The 16,741-nt window shown below is 65.4% G+C and carries 13 protein-coding genes; 9 read left to right on the forward strand and 4 right to left on the reverse strand.

What is annotated here, in order from left to right; genetic code table 11:
* Nucleotide 1 precedes the first annotated feature (1 nt).
* Together BCAL_RS11610 and BCAL_RS11615 are read left to right on the forward strand one after the other, a co-directional pair.
* Nucleotides 2-496 (forward strand): inorganic diphosphatase, encoded by a 495-nt coding sequence (locus BCAL_RS11610; protein WP_043165914.1) that lies wholly within the window; start codon nucleotides 2-4, stop codon nucleotides 494-496.
* A 382-nt stretch (nucleotides 497-878) separates the two neighbouring features.
* Entirely contained in the window at nucleotides 879-1,457 is a 579-nt protein-coding gene (locus tag BCAL_RS11615; RefSeq protein ID WP_107043832.1) for a manganese efflux pump MntP, read from the forward strand.
* A 52-nt stretch (nucleotides 1,458-1,509) separates the two neighbouring features.
* Here BCAL_RS11615 and BCAL_RS11620 read toward each other — a convergent pair whose 3' ends face one another.
* Entirely contained in the window at nucleotides 1,510-2,331 is an 822-nt protein-coding gene (locus tag BCAL_RS11620) for a hypothetical protein (protein WP_043165917.1), read from the reverse strand.
* Between the two features lie 377 nt (nucleotides 2,332-2,708).
* Between BCAL_RS11620 and BCAL_RS11625 the strand changes: the two genes are divergently transcribed.
* The 5 genes from BCAL_RS11625 to BCAL_RS11645 all read left to right on the forward strand — a co-directional run bounded on the left by BCAL_RS11625 (nucleotide 2,709) and on the right by BCAL_RS11645 (nucleotide 11,160).
* A complete protein-coding gene (locus BCAL_RS11625; protein ID WP_043165967.1) occupies nucleotides 2,709-3,452 on the forward strand; it encodes a winged helix-turn-helix transcriptional regulator in 744 nt (247 codons plus the stop codon).
* A 183-nt stretch (nucleotides 3,453-3,635) separates the two neighbouring features.
* Nucleotides 3,636-4,301, forward strand: coding sequence for an endonuclease III (gene nth / locus BCAL_RS11630; protein WP_043165919.1), 666 nt, complete (start codon nucleotides 3,636-3,638; stop codon nucleotides 4,299-4,301).
* A gap of 52 nt (nucleotides 4,302-4,353) precedes the next feature.
* Nucleotides 4,354-6,057: an ABC transporter substrate-binding protein gene (locus BCAL_RS11635; RefSeq protein WP_052401222.1), complete on the forward strand. Its 1,704-nt coding sequence runs from the start codon at nucleotides 4,354-4,356 to the stop codon at nucleotides 6,055-6,057.
* A 54-nt stretch (nucleotides 6,058-6,111) separates the two neighbouring features.
* A complete protein-coding gene (gene valS, locus BCAL_RS11640; protein WP_043165921.1) occupies nucleotides 6,112-8,886 on the forward strand; it encodes a valine--tRNA ligase in 2,775 nt (924 codons plus the stop codon).
* A 786-nt stretch (nucleotides 8,887-9,672) separates the two neighbouring features.
* Nucleotides 9,673-11,160, forward strand: a complete 1,488-nt coding sequence (locus tag BCAL_RS11645) for a sugar porter family MFS transporter (protein ID WP_338010562.1) — start codon at nucleotides 9,673-9,675, stop codon at nucleotides 11,158-11,160.
* An 11-nt stretch (nucleotides 11,161-11,171) separates the two neighbouring features.
* Here the strand turns inward: BCAL_RS11645 and BCAL_RS11650 are convergent, their stop codons facing one another.
* The 3 genes from BCAL_RS11650 to BCAL_RS11660 form a co-directional block, all read right to left on the reverse strand.
* Nucleotides 11,172-13,271, reverse strand: a complete 2,100-nt coding sequence (locus BCAL_RS11650) for a hypothetical protein (RefSeq protein ID WP_052119147.1) — start codon at nucleotides 13,269-13,271, stop codon at nucleotides 11,172-11,174.
* 11 nt (nucleotides 13,272-13,282) lie between these two features.
* On the reverse strand, nucleotides 13,283-13,681 hold the full coding sequence (locus tag BCAL_RS11655; RefSeq protein WP_043165973.1) for a chorismate mutase: 399 nt from the start codon (nucleotides 13,679-13,681) through the stop codon (nucleotides 13,283-13,285).
* A 153-nt stretch (nucleotides 13,682-13,834) separates the two neighbouring features.
* Nucleotides 13,835-14,791: an aminodeoxychorismate lyase gene (locus BCAL_RS11660; protein ID WP_043165975.1), complete on the reverse strand. Its 957-nt coding sequence runs from the start codon at nucleotides 14,789-14,791 to the stop codon at nucleotides 13,835-13,837.
* 234 nt (nucleotides 14,792-15,025) lie between these two features.
* Between BCAL_RS11660 and BCAL_RS11665 the strand changes: the two genes are divergently transcribed.
* A complete protein-coding gene (locus BCAL_RS11665; RefSeq protein ID WP_043165979.1) occupies nucleotides 15,026-15,844 on the forward strand; it encodes a putative hydro-lyase in 819 nt (272 codons plus the stop codon).
* Between the two features lie 60 nt (nucleotides 15,845-15,904).
* On the forward strand, nucleotides 15,905-16,567 hold the full coding sequence (locus tag BCAL_RS11670) for a LamB/YcsF family protein (protein ID WP_081887463.1): 663 nt from the start codon (nucleotides 15,905-15,907) through the stop codon (nucleotides 16,565-16,567).
* Nucleotides 16,568-16,741: the final 174 nt, after the last annotated feature.

Genomic DNA, 16,741 nt, shown 5'->3' on the forward strand with positions numbered 1-16,741 from the left:
TATGGCTGAAACCTTCAACGTCGTGGTTGAGATCCCGCGCGGCTCGAAGAACAAGTACGAGGTCGATCAGGAGACCGGTCGCGTGTTCCTGGACCGTGAGCTGTTCACCGCCATGGGCTACCCGGACGACTACGGCTACATCGAGGGCACCCTCGGTGAGGACGGCGATCCGCTCGACGCGCTCGTGATGGTCAAGAACTCCGTGTTCCCGGGCTGCGTCATCGAGTGCCGCGCCGTGGCCCTGTACCACATGGAGGACGAGGAGGGCGGCGACGACAAGGTGCTGTGCGTGCCGGCCGACGTCCGCTACGACGACATCCAGGACGTCAAGGACGTCAACGAGTTCCACCTCAAGGAGATCAAGCACTTCTTCGAGCAGTACAAGGCCCTCGAGCCCGGCAAGGAAGTCAAGCCCGGCGACTACTGGACCGGTGCGGACGTCGCCGAGAAGGAGATCAAGGAGGCGCGCGAGCGCCTCGCGAACGCGGCGAAGTGATCTCGTTCAGGACAGTCCGGTGGACTGTCCGGCGGCGACGTGCGAGGACACGGCAGTGTCCGAGCCAATGATGAGTCGGCCGTAGGCCGTCCATGATTGCAGGACCGTCGCCGAGAAGGAGATCAAGGAGGCGCGCGAGCGCCTCGCGAACGCGGCGAAGTGATCTCGTCCGTCACGAACGCTGACTGAAGCGGCTTTCCGATTGATTTCGGAAGGCCGCTTTTCCATATGCAGCGGTACACTGGTCATCCGTAATTTCACTTAGGCGTAGGCGGCGTGTGGGAACGCTGGTCGAGGCCCATCCCGTGGGATTCACCGTGTCGTGACCGCGACTGTTGCGCGTCATCGGCCGGCATCGGGATGAACCCATTTGACGCACACCATGATTTCGATGATTGTTCAGTCGTTGCTTATTTCCGTTTCCGTCGCGATGGACGCATTCGCCATTTCCATCGGCAAGGGTCTGACCGTGCATAAGGCCCGATTCGTCGACGCGCTCAAATGCGGATTGTGGTTCGGCGGATTCCAGGCGCTGTTTCCGCTGCTCGGCTTCTTCGCCGCAGCAGCGTTCGCCTCCTATGTGACCGCGGTGGATCACTGGATCATCTTCGGCCTGCTGGCGTTCATCGGCGGCAACATGATCCGCGAGGCCTTCGAGGAGGATGAGGAGAACGCCAAGGAGACGCCGGAATTCGATTGGCGTCACATGCTGCCGCTCGCCGTGGCGTGCAGCATCGACGCGTTCGCGGTCGGTGTGAGCCTCGGCCTCATGCAGCTCAACGTGGCCTTCGCCGTCACATCGATGGGTGTCGTGACCGCCTTGTTCTCGATCGCGGGCATCTACATCGGCCGCGTCTTCGGATCACGCTGGCAGAAGCCGGCACAGATCGCCGGCGGCGTGGTGCTCATCATCATCGGCGTCAAGGTGCTGCTCGAACACCTCGGCCTGATCGCGTTCTGACGCGATACCCGCACGAGGCGCGTCGGATCCTATTAAGGAGATCGAGGCGCCGTTATACGAGTTGGAGGAAGAGAGCTGCGGCGAAGACGACGAGGCCGTAGAACATGACAGGCAGCAGGGCGACGCCGATCCACGGGGATCGGGTCTTCGGGTCGGGGTCGAGCTCGTCAAGCCACCATACGGAGGCGACGGCGAGGATCACGGCGAACAGCGCCATCGCCACAACCACGCCGATGAACACGGCGGGGCTGACCCCACCATTCGCCGAAACACCGACACCGGTGGAATCGCCCGCACCGGCCGTGGCGAACGCGGCCCGGCCCGCCACCGCCACATACGGCAGATAGAACCATCCTGCCAGCGAGATCGACGCGGCGCCGCCGGTCACACAGTGGGACAGCGCGCGGATCAGGTGCGAACGGTTCTCACGCGCCATCTGACGCGCGAACGAGACGATCGTCAGCAGCACCAGCAGGCCGGCCACGGCGGCCGCCCATCGCGCCATCGGATAGGTGCGCAATTTCAGCGGGTCGCCGGCGAGCTCATCGGAGATACCGTAGATCGACATGAGTGGCGAGGAAACGGCGAGCACGGACAGGATCCCCACGATCACGCCGATCGCGCGATCAACCAGCGTGGCGCGGAACGGCCAGTTCGCGTGGAACCAGAACAGCACCAGCAGCATCGCGGCGATGAGCGCGGGGGCCACCCCCGAGGGCAGTGTGGCAACGCCCCTCGCCGCAGCATCGGCACCGGAGACCGACAGACCGGCCCATATACCGCCGAATACGGCGAACAGGAGGTACACGCCGACCTGTACGCCGAGCATCACCCCGCGTTTGGTCGACCATGTCGTCTTGCTGTCTTCGCTCATGATTCACTCCCCACGTTCCCACGTGTCGCCCGATCGCCCCACGGCAGACGCACGGGCGGACCTATTGACTCCCGTCAATCCTACCCACCATGCGGGATGGCACCTCGGGGATGCACGGCGGAGTGGCTTTCCGCGCCGGCGAAACGCACATCGCGGCTGTTCGCATGACGTCCACGCATCACAAAGGTGAACATTATGTGTCCGCGATATGCGCGTACAATGAGCTGAAGAATTCGCATAGGGTTCCATGTACGGAAAGTTCCACTTCCGAACGGCCCGCATGGCATCCCGTCCGTTTTCGGCCAATCCCGAAACATGATTTCCATTCCAAGAAATCCGATAGAGAAGAGGGGCAAGACGTGACTGATCTGACGCTGATGACGTTCGCCAGCAATCCCGCTTCGGTGCTGCCCTCGCTCGCCCTGCTGTCACACCGCGTGCGCGTACTGCCGATGGATGCGGCCAGTCTGGTGAAAATGCCGGAGAACACGATCCTGTTCCTCGACGCGCGCGACGATCTCGCCACGGCCAAGACCCTGTGCAACCTCATCCACGCCTCCGGCCTGCCCACGCCGATCGTGCTGATCCTGACTGAGGGCGGCTTCACCGTCGTCAACTCGCAGTGGGGCATCGCCGACGTGGTGGTCTCCACGGCCTCCCCCGCCGAGGTGGAGGGCCGTCTGCGACTGGTGTCCGAGCGCGGCAACTCCCCGACCGCCGCGGCCTCCACCGGTTCCGGCGACAAGGGCGTGACCACGGAGGACGGTCAGATCCGCTCCGGCGACCTCATCGTGGATACGAACGGCTACACCGCCTCCCTGCATGGCCGTCCGATCGATCTGGCCTACAAGGAGTTCGAGCTGCTCAAGTATCTGGTCCAGCACCCCGGACGCGTGTTTACGCGCGCCCAGCTGCTGCAGGAGGTGTGGGGCTACGACTACTACGGCGGCACGCGTACCGTCGACGTGCACATCCGTCGTCTGCGCGCCAAGCTGGGCGGCGAGTACGAGCATCTCATCGGCACCGTGCGCAACGTCGGCTACCGTTTCGATCCGCCGGACGACGAGGCCGAGGAGTCGGCCGCCAAGAACGCCGCCAAGCACTCCCCTCTTAATGAGTGAACCCAATAAGTCCAAATAGTGAGACACTCGATTTGTGATGTTCACATTTTGGACAGCAGATCGAGCGAAATCTCACATTGTTCTCCGACTACTCTGGCCAGTACCGCCCTCCTCATGGTGAGAGAGTACGAGAGAGTACTGGCAAGAGAGCCGACACTACCGACACCGACGAAAGCGTATGCGATGGCACGTGAATCGAAGCGGGCACGAATCGCACGCATGCACGACGAATACGCGATCCTGTGCGAACGCTACCCCGCGCCGAAGTGTGCGCTCGACTTCGCCAATCCGCTGCAGCTCATCATCGCGACGGTGCTGAGCGCGCAGACCACCGACAAGCGCGTCAATACGGTCACACCCGAACTTTTCGCGCGCTACCCCGAAGCCGCCGATCTTGCGGCGGCGAATCCCGAGGACGTGGAGTCGATCATCCGCCCCTTAGGCTTCTACCGTTCCAAGTCGAAGCATCTGCTGGGACTGGCCGCCGCGCTCGACGAGCGATTCGGCGGGCGCGTGCCCCGCACGATGGACGAACTCGTGACCCTGCCCGGGGTCGGGCGCAAAACCGCGAACGTCGTGCTCGGCAACGCGTTCGGCGTCCCCGGATTCCCGGTCGACACGCATGTGATGCGCGTGACCGGCCGCCTGCGTTGGCGCTCCGACTGGCGCATCGCCAAATCGGATCCGGTGGCGGTCGAGAAGGAGATCTGCGCCTGCTTCCCGCCCGAGGACTGGACCGACCTGAGCCATCGCCTCATCTTCCACGGACGCGACGTGTGCCACGCGCGCAAGCCCGACTGCGGCAACTGCCCGCTGCGCGAGACGTGTCCGTCGTTCGCTATCGCATAGGCATCACAACGCCTACACACCCTCGGACGCTAGACTGGGCGGCATGAGAGGGATGTACAACGCTAATCACGGGGACGATCGGGCGGGCGGACGGCCCGATGGACCATCCGACGAGCAACGCGGGTCACGCGCCCGGAGCGGCCGCAGCGGACTGAAGCAGTGGATCGTGTTCCTCACCGTCGCCACCGCGCTGTTCCTGCTGGTGTGGGCCGGCTGGTCGGTGACCACGCATCGCATCACCCTGCCGTATATGTCGAACGTGGTGCGCTCCGACTCCCCCGCAACGACCTCGGCGACCATAGGACTGACGCCCCAGAACGATGCCGCCGCACCGCAGACGCTCGACATCCGCACCGCGGAATCCCCCGAACTCGATCGCGCGCTGATCGGCAACGTCTATCAGACGCTCGTCGGACGGGCCGACGACAACACGCTCACCGCCGCGGTCGCATCGTCATGGAAGACGTCCGATGATGCCAAGACGCTCACGTTCACGTTGCGCGACGATCTCACCTTCTCCAACGGCGACAGGCTCGACTCGTCCGACGTCGTCACCTCGCTGCAACGGGCGATCGAGGGGAAGTGGCCGGGTACGGCCGAATGGTTCGCCGCGCTGGAATCGGTCACGAATCCGGACCGGCGCACCGTGCGGATCACGTTGAGTCACCCCGATGCGACGCTGCCGTACACGCTCTCCGGCAGGCTCGGCATCGTCTACGACGCCGATGCGACCGTCGACTACGCGACGCGCGCGCTCGGCTCCGGTCCGTTCACCGTCTCGCGATTCGCCAAGGGAGAGTCGATCACCCTGACCGCGCGCACGGACGGGACGTACGCGTCGCGATCGATCGACGCGGACGGCGATCGCGGCAAGGACGACATCGGACGCGCCGCACGAACCGGCACGATCCGACTGCGCTACTTCGCCGACGACGCGGCGCTTGTCGCGGCGGCGAAGAAGGGCTCGCTGGACATGGCCGTACCGGCCGATCCCGCGAACGCGCGGACGATCGCCGCCGACTCGCAGGGCGGCGCGACACCGCTCACGGCCGTCGACGGAGCGAGCACGCGCAAGGTGACGCTCCTGTTCAACAACGACGCCGACTCCCCTCTATCCATGCCGCGCGTGAGACAGTCGCTGCGCATGATCGTCGACAGGCAGGCGATCCTGAACGGACGGACGGACGTCTCGAAGCCGCTCGGCGGACCGATCGGACCGTTAGAGCCGGGCTACGAGGATCTCACCTCGACGCTGACGCACGACGTGGCGCAGGCCCAGTCGCTGCTCGCCTACTTCGGTTCGCGGTATCTGGGCACGTTCACGCTGATCACGCCGGCGCGATACGAGTCGATCGCACGCGCCATCGCCGATCAGATGACCGCCGCGGGCCTCACCGTCGACGTGCAGGTGCTCGATCAGGCGCAGCTGGCCGAACGGGTCGCATCGCGCGGGTTCACGATGATGATCACCGAACTGGACGGCGAGGACGGCACCGCGTCGTTCGCCGACGCGGAATCGGCCTCGCACTACACGAACGCGACCGCACAGCAGCAGTATGAGGCCGCCGTCGGCGCGACCAGCCAGGACGCCTACGCGAACGGGCTCAAGACGTACGCGCGCACGATCAGCGAGGACGCGGCGAGCGATTGGCTGTACGCGCGCAAGGTCACGATCGCGGCGTCGACGAGGATCGAGGGATACACGGCCGCGATGGCCGACGATCGACTGCCGCTCGCGGATCTGGCGCGCAAGTGAAGCGCGTAAGGCGGGAACCCAGTATTGTCACCGATTCTGCATAGACTCGCCTGTATGACTGAAGCCAAATCCATCACCGCCAACCTGACCCCGCTGCCGGACCGCGTGGGCGTCGACGGTCTCGAAGACAAGTGGCGTGCCGTCTGGGACGAGCAGGGCACGTACGAGTTCAACAACACGCGCGACCGCAAGGCCGTGTACTCCATCGACACCCCGCCGCCCACCGTCTCCGGCCACCTGCACGTCGGCCACGTGTTCTCCTACACGCACACCGACGTCATCGCCCGATTCAAGCGCATGCAGGGCTACGACGTCTTCTACCCGATGGGCTGGGACGACAACGGCCTGCCGACCGAGCGCCGCGTGCAGAACTACTACGGCGTGCGCGTCGACACCTCCCTGAAGTACGATCCCGACTTCAAGCCGCCGTTCGAAGGCACCGACGGCAAGAAGATCGACGCGAAGGACCAGGTGCCCTGCTCGCGTCAGAACTTCATCGAACTGTGCGAGAAGCTCACCGCCGAGGACGAGAAGCTGTTCGAGGCGCTGTGGCGCAAGCTGGGCCTGTCGATCGACTGGTCGCAGACCTACCACACCATCGGCGAGCACCCGCGCCGCGTGGCCCAGAAGGCGTTCCTGCGCAATCTCGCGCGCGGCGAGGCCTATCAGAAGGACGCCCCGGGTCTGTGGGACGTGACCTTCCAGACCGCCGTGGCCCAGGCCGAGCTCGAAAGCCGCGAATACCCGGGCTTCTATCACAAGGTCGCCTTCCGCTTCGAGGACGGCACCCCGATCTACATCGAGACGACCCGCCCGGAGCTGCTGGCCGCCTGCGGCGCGCTGATCGCGCACCCGGACGACGATCGCTACAAGAAGTACTTCGGACAGTACGTCTACTCCCCGCTGTTCAAGGTGAAGGTGCCGATCCTCGCGCACCCGGCCGCCGAGATGGACAAGGGCGCCGGCATCGCGATGTGCTGCACCTTCGGCGACGTGACCGACGTCGAATGGTGGCGCGACCTGAACCTGCCGACCCGTCCGATCATCCAGCGCAACGGCCGCATTATCGCGAGCGTGCCGGACTGGATCACCGACGAGGGCGGCAAGGCGATCTTCGAGGAGACCGAAGGCAAGACCACGTTCTCCGCCCGCAAGATCATCGTCGACCACCTGCGCGAGTCCGGCGACCTCGACGGCGAGCCGACTCCGACCAAGCGTATGACGAACTTCTACGAGAAGGGCGACAAGCCGCTCGAGATCGTCACCTCCCGCCAGTGGTACCTGAAGAACGGCGGCACGGACGAGAAGCTGAACGCCGAGCTCATCGAGCGCGGTCGCGAGCTCAAGTTCCACCCCGACTTCATGCGCGTGCGCTACGAGAACTGGGTCCATGGCCTGAACGGCGACTGGCTGATCTCCCGCCAGCGCTTCTTCGGCGTCCCGTTCCCGCTGTGGTACCCGGTTCGCGAGGACGGTTCCGCGGATTACGACCACCCGATCACCCCGTCCGAGGATCGCCTGCCGATCGACCCGACGACCGACGTGCCGGAGGGCTTCGACGAGTCGCAGCGCGACGTGCCCGGCGGCTTCACGGCCGAGAAGGACATCATGGACACGTGGGCGACCTCCTCGCTCACCCCGCAGATCGTGACCCGCTGGGAGGAGCCCGGCGAGGAGAACCAGGCCCTGTTTAAGGCCACGTTCCCGATGGATCTGCGTCCGCAGGGTCAGGACATCATCCGCACCTGGCTGTTCAGCTCCGTGGATCGCGCGCACCTCGAGAACAAGTGCCTGCCGTGGGAGCACACCACGCTCTCCGGCTGGATCCTCGACCCGGACCACAAGAAGATGTCGAAGTCCAAGGGCAACGTCGTCGTGCCGAACAAGCCGATCGAGCAGTTCGGCGCCGACGCGGTGCGCTACTGGGCCGCCGCCGCGCGTCTCGGCCTCGACGCCACGTACGACGAGGGCCAGATGAAGATCGGCCGACGCCTCGCGATCAAGCTGCTCAACGCGACGAAGTTCGCGCTGGCGATCGGCCGCGAGGACGAGAACCATCACGTCTCCGACTCCGAGACGATCATCTGGAACCCGGCCGACGTGACCGAGCCGCTCGACCGCGCCGCGATGGCGAAGATGGCGCTGGTCGTGCGCGAGGCGACCGCCGCGCTCAACGCCTACGAGCACTCCAAGGCGCTTGAGGCGATCGAGAACTACTTCTGGCAGTTCTGCGACGACTACATCGAGCTGGTCAAGAACCGCGCCTACGGCACCGCCGACGCGACCGGCCACGTGCCGAGCGAGGCCGCGGTGAAGTCCGCGCGCACCGCGCTGGGCCTCGGCCTCGACGCGTTCACCCGTCTGCTCGCCCCGTACCTGCCGTACGCCACCGAGGAGGTGTGGAGCTGGATGCACGCCGGTTCGGTGCACCGCGCCGCATGGCCGACCCCGGACGTGTACGAGGCCGCCGCGTTCAAGGTCGCCCCGGAGCTGCTCACCCACGCCGGTGAGGCGCTGGCCGCGCTGCGTGGCATCAAGTCCAAGGCCAAGGTCTCGATGAAGACCCCGATCCTGTCCGTCACGCTGGGCGTGGCCGACGATGTGCGCGAGTCGCTCTCCGGCGCGCTCGACGACATCGCCGAGGCCGGTCGCGTGGTCGGCAAGATCAACTTCGCCGCCCTTGCCGCCGCCGCGAAGGCCGTGAAGACCACGGCTGCGGCTGCGGTGGACGCCGCCGCAGCCGCCAAGGCTGAGACCGAGGCCGCCGTCGACGTCATCGTCGAGGAGAGCGAGCTCGGCGAGCCGCCGGCCAAGAAGCCGCGCAACTAGCATTCGGCATTCGTTGACTACCACACCCCGTGAGGGGTGGTCGGCAGTCCGAGTCCGCAGTCATCAGTGGGCCCTGAATCCGTATGAGTACGGATTCAGGGCCCACTTCGCGTCGTACGGCACCGCATGGCACCCGCACCCGCACCCGCACCCGCACCCGCACCCGCACCCGCACGGCGCCTCCATGACGCGGTCCCGTCTCCCATCGCGCGGTGAAATTCCCATGGAGCGGTGAGGCGATTTTGCAGTTTGGCGGAATAACGCCGTTTTGCGACACCGCGTCATGGGCGAAACACCGCGCGATGAGGAATTCACCGCGCGATGGGAGGCGTGACCGCGTCATGGAGAGTGCACAAGGAGCACGAGGAACGCTGCGGAGAGAACTACCACGCGACGGAGGGAATTACCACACGATTGCGCAAATCGGCGTAGCAACGGCTCACATCCCACGCTCACATCCCACAGAAGCACTGTGAGCGCACACGGTAAAACCCGTGTAACAAAATGGGTAATCGTTTTCTGAAAATCGCGTTTTACGGCGTGTCGAACCACTCTCAGGTCGTATCGTTGGAGTCACCGACAACGTACGGGCCGCGAGCAGTGAGGACGGCCGGTACGTCACATATCAGGGTTGTTACTCATCGAGGCAAGACCTGGGTCGGCGTAGGAATCACCGTGCGAAATCCATCGATCGCCGTGGTGTTGACTTGCGCCGCCCCAGGTCTTTCTTCGTTGTGGCGGCAACCTCATCAACGACGATGGACGGAACACGACGAAAGGACAACGATGACGGCATCGGATATCACGGACGGCATCACCACCAACGGTGACATCAGCAGCACACGCGCACGCAGCGCGACTCTGGACGGCGCGCTCAGCGCGGTCGCGGAGCATGAACCGCACGCATGGTCCACGCGCTGGCCGCTCAACAGCGCGTTCATCTTCACGTTCGGCGCTCTTGGTGGCATGCTCTTCGGCTTCGACACGGGCATCATCTCCGGCGCATCCCCGCTCATCGAATCGGACTTCGGTCTGACGGTCTCGCAGACCGGATTCATCACCTCGTCCGTGCTCATCGGCTCGTGCGCCGGCGCTCTGTCGATCGGCGCGCTGTCCGATCGATTCGGACGCAAGAAGCTGCTCATCGTCTCCGCGATCCTGTTCCTGCTCGGCTCCGGTCTGTGCGCCACCGCCACCGGATTCCTGATGATGGTCGCCGCGCGTATCATCCTCGGCCTCGCGGTCGGCGCCGCATCCGCCCTGACCCCGGCGTATCTCGCCGAGCTCGCCCCGAAGGAGCGCCGCGGATCGCTCTCCACGCTCTTCCAGCTGATGATCACGTTCGGCATCCTGCTCGCCTACGCCTCCAACCTCAGCTTCCTCAGCCACAACCTGCTGGGCGTGCGCGACTGGCGCTGGATGCTCGGCTCGGCGCTCGTGCCGGCCGCACTGCTGCTCATCGGCGGCCTCGTGCTTCCCGAATCCCCGCGCTACCTCGTCAACAAGGGCGATATCCGCAACGCGTTCAAGGTCCTTACCCTTATCCGCAAGGACGTCGATCAGGCGCAGGTGCAGCTCGAGCTCGACGAGATCAGGGAGGTCGCCGCTCAGGACACCAAGGGCGGCGTGCGCGAACTGTTCCGCATCGCGCGTCCGGCGCTGCTCGCCGCCGTCGGCATCATGCTCTTCCAGCAGCTCGTCGGCATCAACTCGGTCATCTACTTCCTGCCGCAGGTGTTCATCAAGGGATTCGGCTTCCCCGAGGCCAACGCGATATGGGTGTCCGTCGGCATCGGCGTGGTCAACTTCGTCTCCACGATCGTCGCGACGCTCATCATGGACAGGTTCCCGCGCAAGAAGCTGCTGATCGTCGGCTCCATCGTGATGACCGTCTCGCTCGCCGTGCTCGCCGTCATGAACTTCGTGGGCGATGTGGCGGTGCTCGCCGTGCCGACCATGGTCCTCATCGCGTTCTACATCATCGGCTTCGCAGTCTCGTGGGGCCCGATCGCCTGGGTGCTGATCGGCGAGATCTTCCCGCTGTCCGTGCGCGGCATCGGCTCCTCGTTCGGTTCGGCCGCGAACTGGCTGGGCAACTTCATCGTCTCCCAGTTCTTCCTGATGCTGCTCGCCGCGTTCGGCAACAACGTGGGCGGTCCGTTCGCGATCTTCGGCGTGTTCTCGCTGCTGTCGATCCCGTTCGTGCTGCGCTTCGTGCCCGAGACCAAGGGCAAGTCCCTCGAGGAGATCGAAGAGGACATGACCCGTCGCTGAAAATGGCAGCGTCAGATTGCCGGTTCGACGATAAGGAAGCGGGTGACGGTGGCGCTGGCGTCACCTGCGCTGGCATCGGCGGACAGCAGCTTGTCGGCGCCCTGATCGAGGGCGGAGGCGATGAGTTCGCCGGCGTCGGAGATCACGGTGGTGTCGTTGATGAGCTCATCGGTGTCGACGACCAGCATCGGACCGGGATCCATGCCGACCATGCCGAAGTACGGCGACAGCCGGTTCCTCGCCGTCTCGGCAGTGGCCTTGTCTTCTTTGCCGCCCCCGGACTTACCCGAGGTGGTGGCCGAATCGGCAGTGCCCTTGCTCTCGTCCTCACCCGACTTCTCCCCCGAGGCACCGCTCGCGCCACCGGCGCCGGGAATGCCTCCGGCGAACTTCATCACATCGCTTGCATCGGTTGTAGCGGCGGTTTCGTCGACCACGGTGGTGGTCACATCGCCGGAGGACGCCTTGGCGGCCCTGCGCTCGGCATCGGCCAGCTTGCGCAGCCGCATGACCTCGGCACGAGCCGCAAGCGCCCCGTTCGATCCTACAGGTTCCAACGTTCCGAAGCCCGAATTCCCACCGGAAACGTCCGATCCCATAGTATCGGACGTCCCGGCACCCGAGGCCGCGCCCACGCCGCTCAACTCGTCGGCGAATCGCAGCGTGATCTGACGGTAGGCGGCGGCCGCACCGGTGCGTTCGCGGGCGGATGCGAGCGCTGACAGGGCGGCGTTCACCTTGGCGGTATCGCCTGCATGCGCGCCACTGGACGCGAACTCCTTGTCCGTTTCGGCAAGTGCCTCGTCGAGATGCGATGCCGCGCCGGCGGACGTGCCGCCGGTCAACGCGCTCAGATGCTTCGTGTACGCGTCGGTGTAGGCCATCGAATACGGGATCATCGCCTGCGAAAGCTGCGACTGGCCGGCCGAATACTCCTTCGCGCCTTCGGTCTCCTCCTCGCCGGCGCGTCGACGCAGCGTGTTGACGAGCCCGTCAACGCCTTGCGCGCGGACCATGCGGATCACCTGGTCGATCGCGTCGGCAGCTCCCGTGTGCTGGTGCGCGGAGGCGAGCGCGTCGGTGGCGTTCGCCTCGCCGAGCACGGCCTTGGCGAGCGGGGTGTCGCCGCTCAGTTCGCCGGCGGTGCCCATCAGGGCCGTCAGCTGCGTGGATGAACCGATCGAACCGGACAGGTGATTCGTGTACGAGCCGACGTAGGCGGCCATGTAGGTGTGGAACGCCTTGTCGTAATCGGCTTGTTTGCTGGCGATTTCGCTCGATGCGAGCGAGCGTTCGAGATCGCGCAGCTTGGTGAGCTGGTCGATGAGATGCTGGTATCTGCCGGAACCGGTATCGCCTGCGACGGTGGACACGGTGGACTTGGACTTCCCCGAGGCATCGGACTGTCCTGACTGACTGAATGTCGCCGAGCCGTCGCCCATCGCCTGTGCCTCGGCGGCGAGCGCGGACGCGACGGATACGCCCGAGGACCCCGGCGCGGAGACAAAGGCGATCTGCCCCATCGTGAACTTCTTCGCGTTCATGTAGCAGTCGACCTGCTCCCCCGCACGCACGACGGCGGCGACGAGCGTGTTCGAGCCTTGCGTGCCGACGATCGAGGAATCGGTGCTGACGGTCAGGTCGTCGGCCACGCGCGTCGGCACGGTGAAGACGATGAGGAATCGCCGGGAGTCGTCTGATCCTGCGTCGGTCAGGTCGTCAAGGAGGGTTTCGTGGATCTGGATGTGCACGCCGACGACGCCGGTCGCGCCGGTGATCGTCGCACGGTCCACGTTCGGCCCGTCGAGGGAATAGGAGACATCCACGTCGAGCGGGATCGCGCGCTTGCCGGCTTCGACCTGCGTGACGGCGATCGGCCGGCCGGAGCCGTCGGATGCCGAGGAATCCCCGGCGTCGACGAGAAACAGGTCGCCGGGTTCGCCGTCGTCATCGATCACGGTGAAGACGCTGGCGCCGTCGATCGAGGGGATCACGGCGTGTTGGGCGGCGGTATCGATGACGATCGCACCACCCAACGCCAGCGACGACGCGGCAACGAGCGCGCAGGCCGTGGCGCACGCGCGAACAAGACCGGATATCGGCCTCCTCATCTGGCCTCGTCTCAGGCGAAGACGTCGAGAACGCCCGGGTCGCCACCCGCGTCGGCGATGCGCTGGTGACGCTTCTTCGCCTCGGTGACGACGAACTCGCGGTACATCTCGGCGATGTCCGGGTCGAGTCCGGCGCCGACGGCGATGTGATGCAGTCGCTCGATCTGGTAGTCCTCACGCTTGTAGTCAGCTGGGGCGAAGCCGGCGCGGGCCTTGAGCACGCCCACCTGGGACGTGTACTTGAATCGCTCGGCGAGCAGGGAGACGATGGCCGTGTCGACGTTGTCGATGGACTGGCGCAGCGCCTTGATCTTCGCCACGGTCAGGGCGGTTTCGGGGTCGTCGGCGACCTGCTCGGAGTCGATGACCGTCGCGTGCTCGCCGGGATTGCGGGTGACGCTGGCGCTCAGCCAGTCGCCGCCTTCGTTGTCGTTGCCATTACCATTGCCATTGCCGGCGTTGTTCGCGTTGCCGTTCGTCGTGGTGTCGCTCGTTTCACTCATAATCCCAACATTACCGCAACGGCACGGACGCGGCGCAGTCGTACGCCTGCATGATCCTTCTCACCGAGGGCCGATGTTGAGGGCGTCGTCGTGGGTACGGCCGGTGTGGATGGCGTCGTTGATCGCGGCGATTTCGGCCGGATCGTAGTCGAGCGCACGGCCGTCGAGCTCGTTGACGGGGATGACCCAGCCGCCGTGCGTCATGTACAGGCGGTCGGCCTCGCGCAGTTCGGCGATCGGCAGCCTGCGGTATTCGATCCGACTGCCCTCCTGAATCGCCCACGCGAACAACTCGCGCTGCGACGTGCCGTTGAGGATGCCGATCGACGGGTCCGGGGTGACGAACAGATCGCCGTATCGCGCGACGATCGACGAGTTCGGGCACTCCATCGTGAACCCGTCCTCGGTGAACAGCACCGCGTCGCCCACGCCGCGACGCGCGCACTCGCGGTGCACGGCGCAGTTGAACGCGTAGCTCAGTGTCTTCGCGCCGTTGAGCAGCCACGGCGCTCGCGAGGTGATGTCGGACGGGTAGCCGCGCGTCATCGAGGCCATGGTGATCGGGTCGATCTCGTGCAGCGACCCCTTGGCGTCGAGGAAGATGAACACCGTGGGCGTGCCGTCGGAGGCCTTGCCCACACCGGTGTCGGGATCGAGTCCGCGCGAGACGATGATGCGCAGCAGTGGACCGGGTTCGGGATCGTCGTACGCGGCGATGACCAGATCCACGGCGCGCGTGAACGCCGCGATGTTCGGCACCGGCATGTCCATCAGCGCGGCGGAGTGCGCGAGACGGCGAAGATGGTTCTCCAGCGAGATCGGGTAGCCCTTCCACACGGTGGTCGCCTCGAAGATGCCGTCGCCGCGCAGCACGCTCAGGTCGAACGCGTTGATATTGAGCCCCTCCGGATCGACCAGCGTGATGAGATCCCTATCGGGGACGGCCGCGATGTCGGCGACATCGCCACCACCGAACAGCACCTTGCCGTTGCCCATTGCCAACACGATGGAAGCCATGCGAACCATCCTCTCCTCTCGTTTTCCGTATACGCACGTTGTGCGACCAAACCTAACCACGCGATGTTTCGAATCGGGCACATCGCGTTGCACGCCGGTAATCGGCGCGTCACAAACGGGAGCGAAGCGTAATGCATGGCGGCGGTAGGGTGACGGATACATAGATCCAGCAGGAGGGAAGCCATGAAGGATACAAGGCAGGACGCGGAATCGGACACGAAGGAATCGGACACGATGTCTGAACCGCATGCGCCATCGACCGCCGCATCGCTCGATCTCGACGCGGATTCGACGCCCGAGGCGGCGCGACTCGCCTTTCGCGGCGGTCTCGTGCGCCCGACGTGCGGCATCGCGAAGGGCTACGCACAGGCGAATCTCATGATCCTGCCCAAGGAGCTCGCCTTCGATTTCCTGCTGTTCGCCCAACGCAATCCGAAACCATGCCCGCTGCTCGAGGTGATGGAGGCGGGCGTCACCGAACCGGCCACCTGCCCCGGCGCGGACATCCGCACCGACGTGCCGCTGTACCGCGTGTGGGATCACGGCGAACTGGTCGCCGAAACCACCGACATCACCGACTACTGGCGTGACGATCTGGTCACGTTCGTCATCGGATGCAGTTTCACGTTCGAGTTCCCGCTCATGGAGGCGGGCGTGCCGGTCCGGCACATCACGGCCGGCCGCAACGTGCCGATGTACGACACGTCGATCCCGTGCGCATCCGCGGGCCGGTTCCATTCGACGATGGTCGTCTCGATGCGCGGCATCCCCTCGCGCCAGGTGTCCGACGCGGTGCGCATCTCCGGCTACTATCCGTCGGTGCACGGCGCGCCGGTATGCGTCGGCGATCCTGAGGCCATCGGCATCGACGACCTCGATCACCCCGATTACGGCGATGCGCCGATTCTCGAGGAAGGCGACATCCCGGTGTTCTGGGCGTGCGGCGTGACCCCGCAGGCGGCGGTGATGGCGTCGCGGCCGGCGTTCGCGATCACGCACGCTCCGGGGCACATGCTGATCACGTCGAAGCGCGACCTCGACTACATGGTGTGAGATGGGATTCACGAGTCGGGTGCAATCGAGACGGCAAACGAGACGAAAGGCGTGGCGATCATGACGAACATCGACATGAACAGCGATATGGGCGAGAGTTTCGGCCGCTGGAGGCTGGGCGACGACGAGGCGCTGCTGACGGTGGTGTCGAGCGCGAACATCGCGTGCGGATTCCATGCGGGGGACCCGAGCGTGATGCGTCGCACGCTCGCGAACGCGGCTGCGAACGGCGTCGCGGTGGGCGCGCACGTCGCCTACCGCGATCTGGCCGGATTCGGTCGGCGTTATGTCGACGAGACGCCGGACGAGCTGACGGCCGACGTGATGTACCAGCTGGCGGCGTTGGAGGGCATGGCCCGCGCGGCGGGCACGCACGTGTCGTACGTCAAGCCGCACGGCGCGCTGTACAACCGCATCGTGGCCGACGAGGCGCAGGCCGGTGCCGTGGTGGAGGCGATTCGTGGGATCGATCCCGAACTGGGCATCCTGACGCTTCCCGGTTCGGCGGTCGGGCGTATCGCCGAAACCGCGGGATTGCGCGTGTTTCACGAGGCGTTCGCCGATCGCGCATACACGCCGGAGGGCACGCTGGTCTCGCGTCGGCTGCCTGGCGCGGTGATCAGCGATCCCGCGGTCGTGGCGGAACGCGTCTCGCGCATGGTGCTGGAGGCCTTTCGCTGTTTGTGGTGGGTGATGGTGTGCGGTGTGGTGTCTGTCGGGTAGGTTGGAGGCATGGATACCTCGCGTTTGTTCACGGCCGCGCTTCAGTTGCGGGAGCCGTTGGAGGGTCGAGTCGGTGGATTTCCGGGACGGCGACGACGGCAGGCAGGAGTTGCATATCGGGATCGGTTTCGAGGCGGCTCGCGGTTCCGGTTGCCCGAGCGGGGTGCCGGCGGG

The sequence above is a fragment of the Bifidobacterium callitrichos DSM 23973 genome (assembly GCF_000741175.1).
GTDB lineage: Bacteria > Actinomycetota > Actinomycetes > Actinomycetales > Bifidobacteriaceae > Bifidobacterium > Bifidobacterium callitrichos.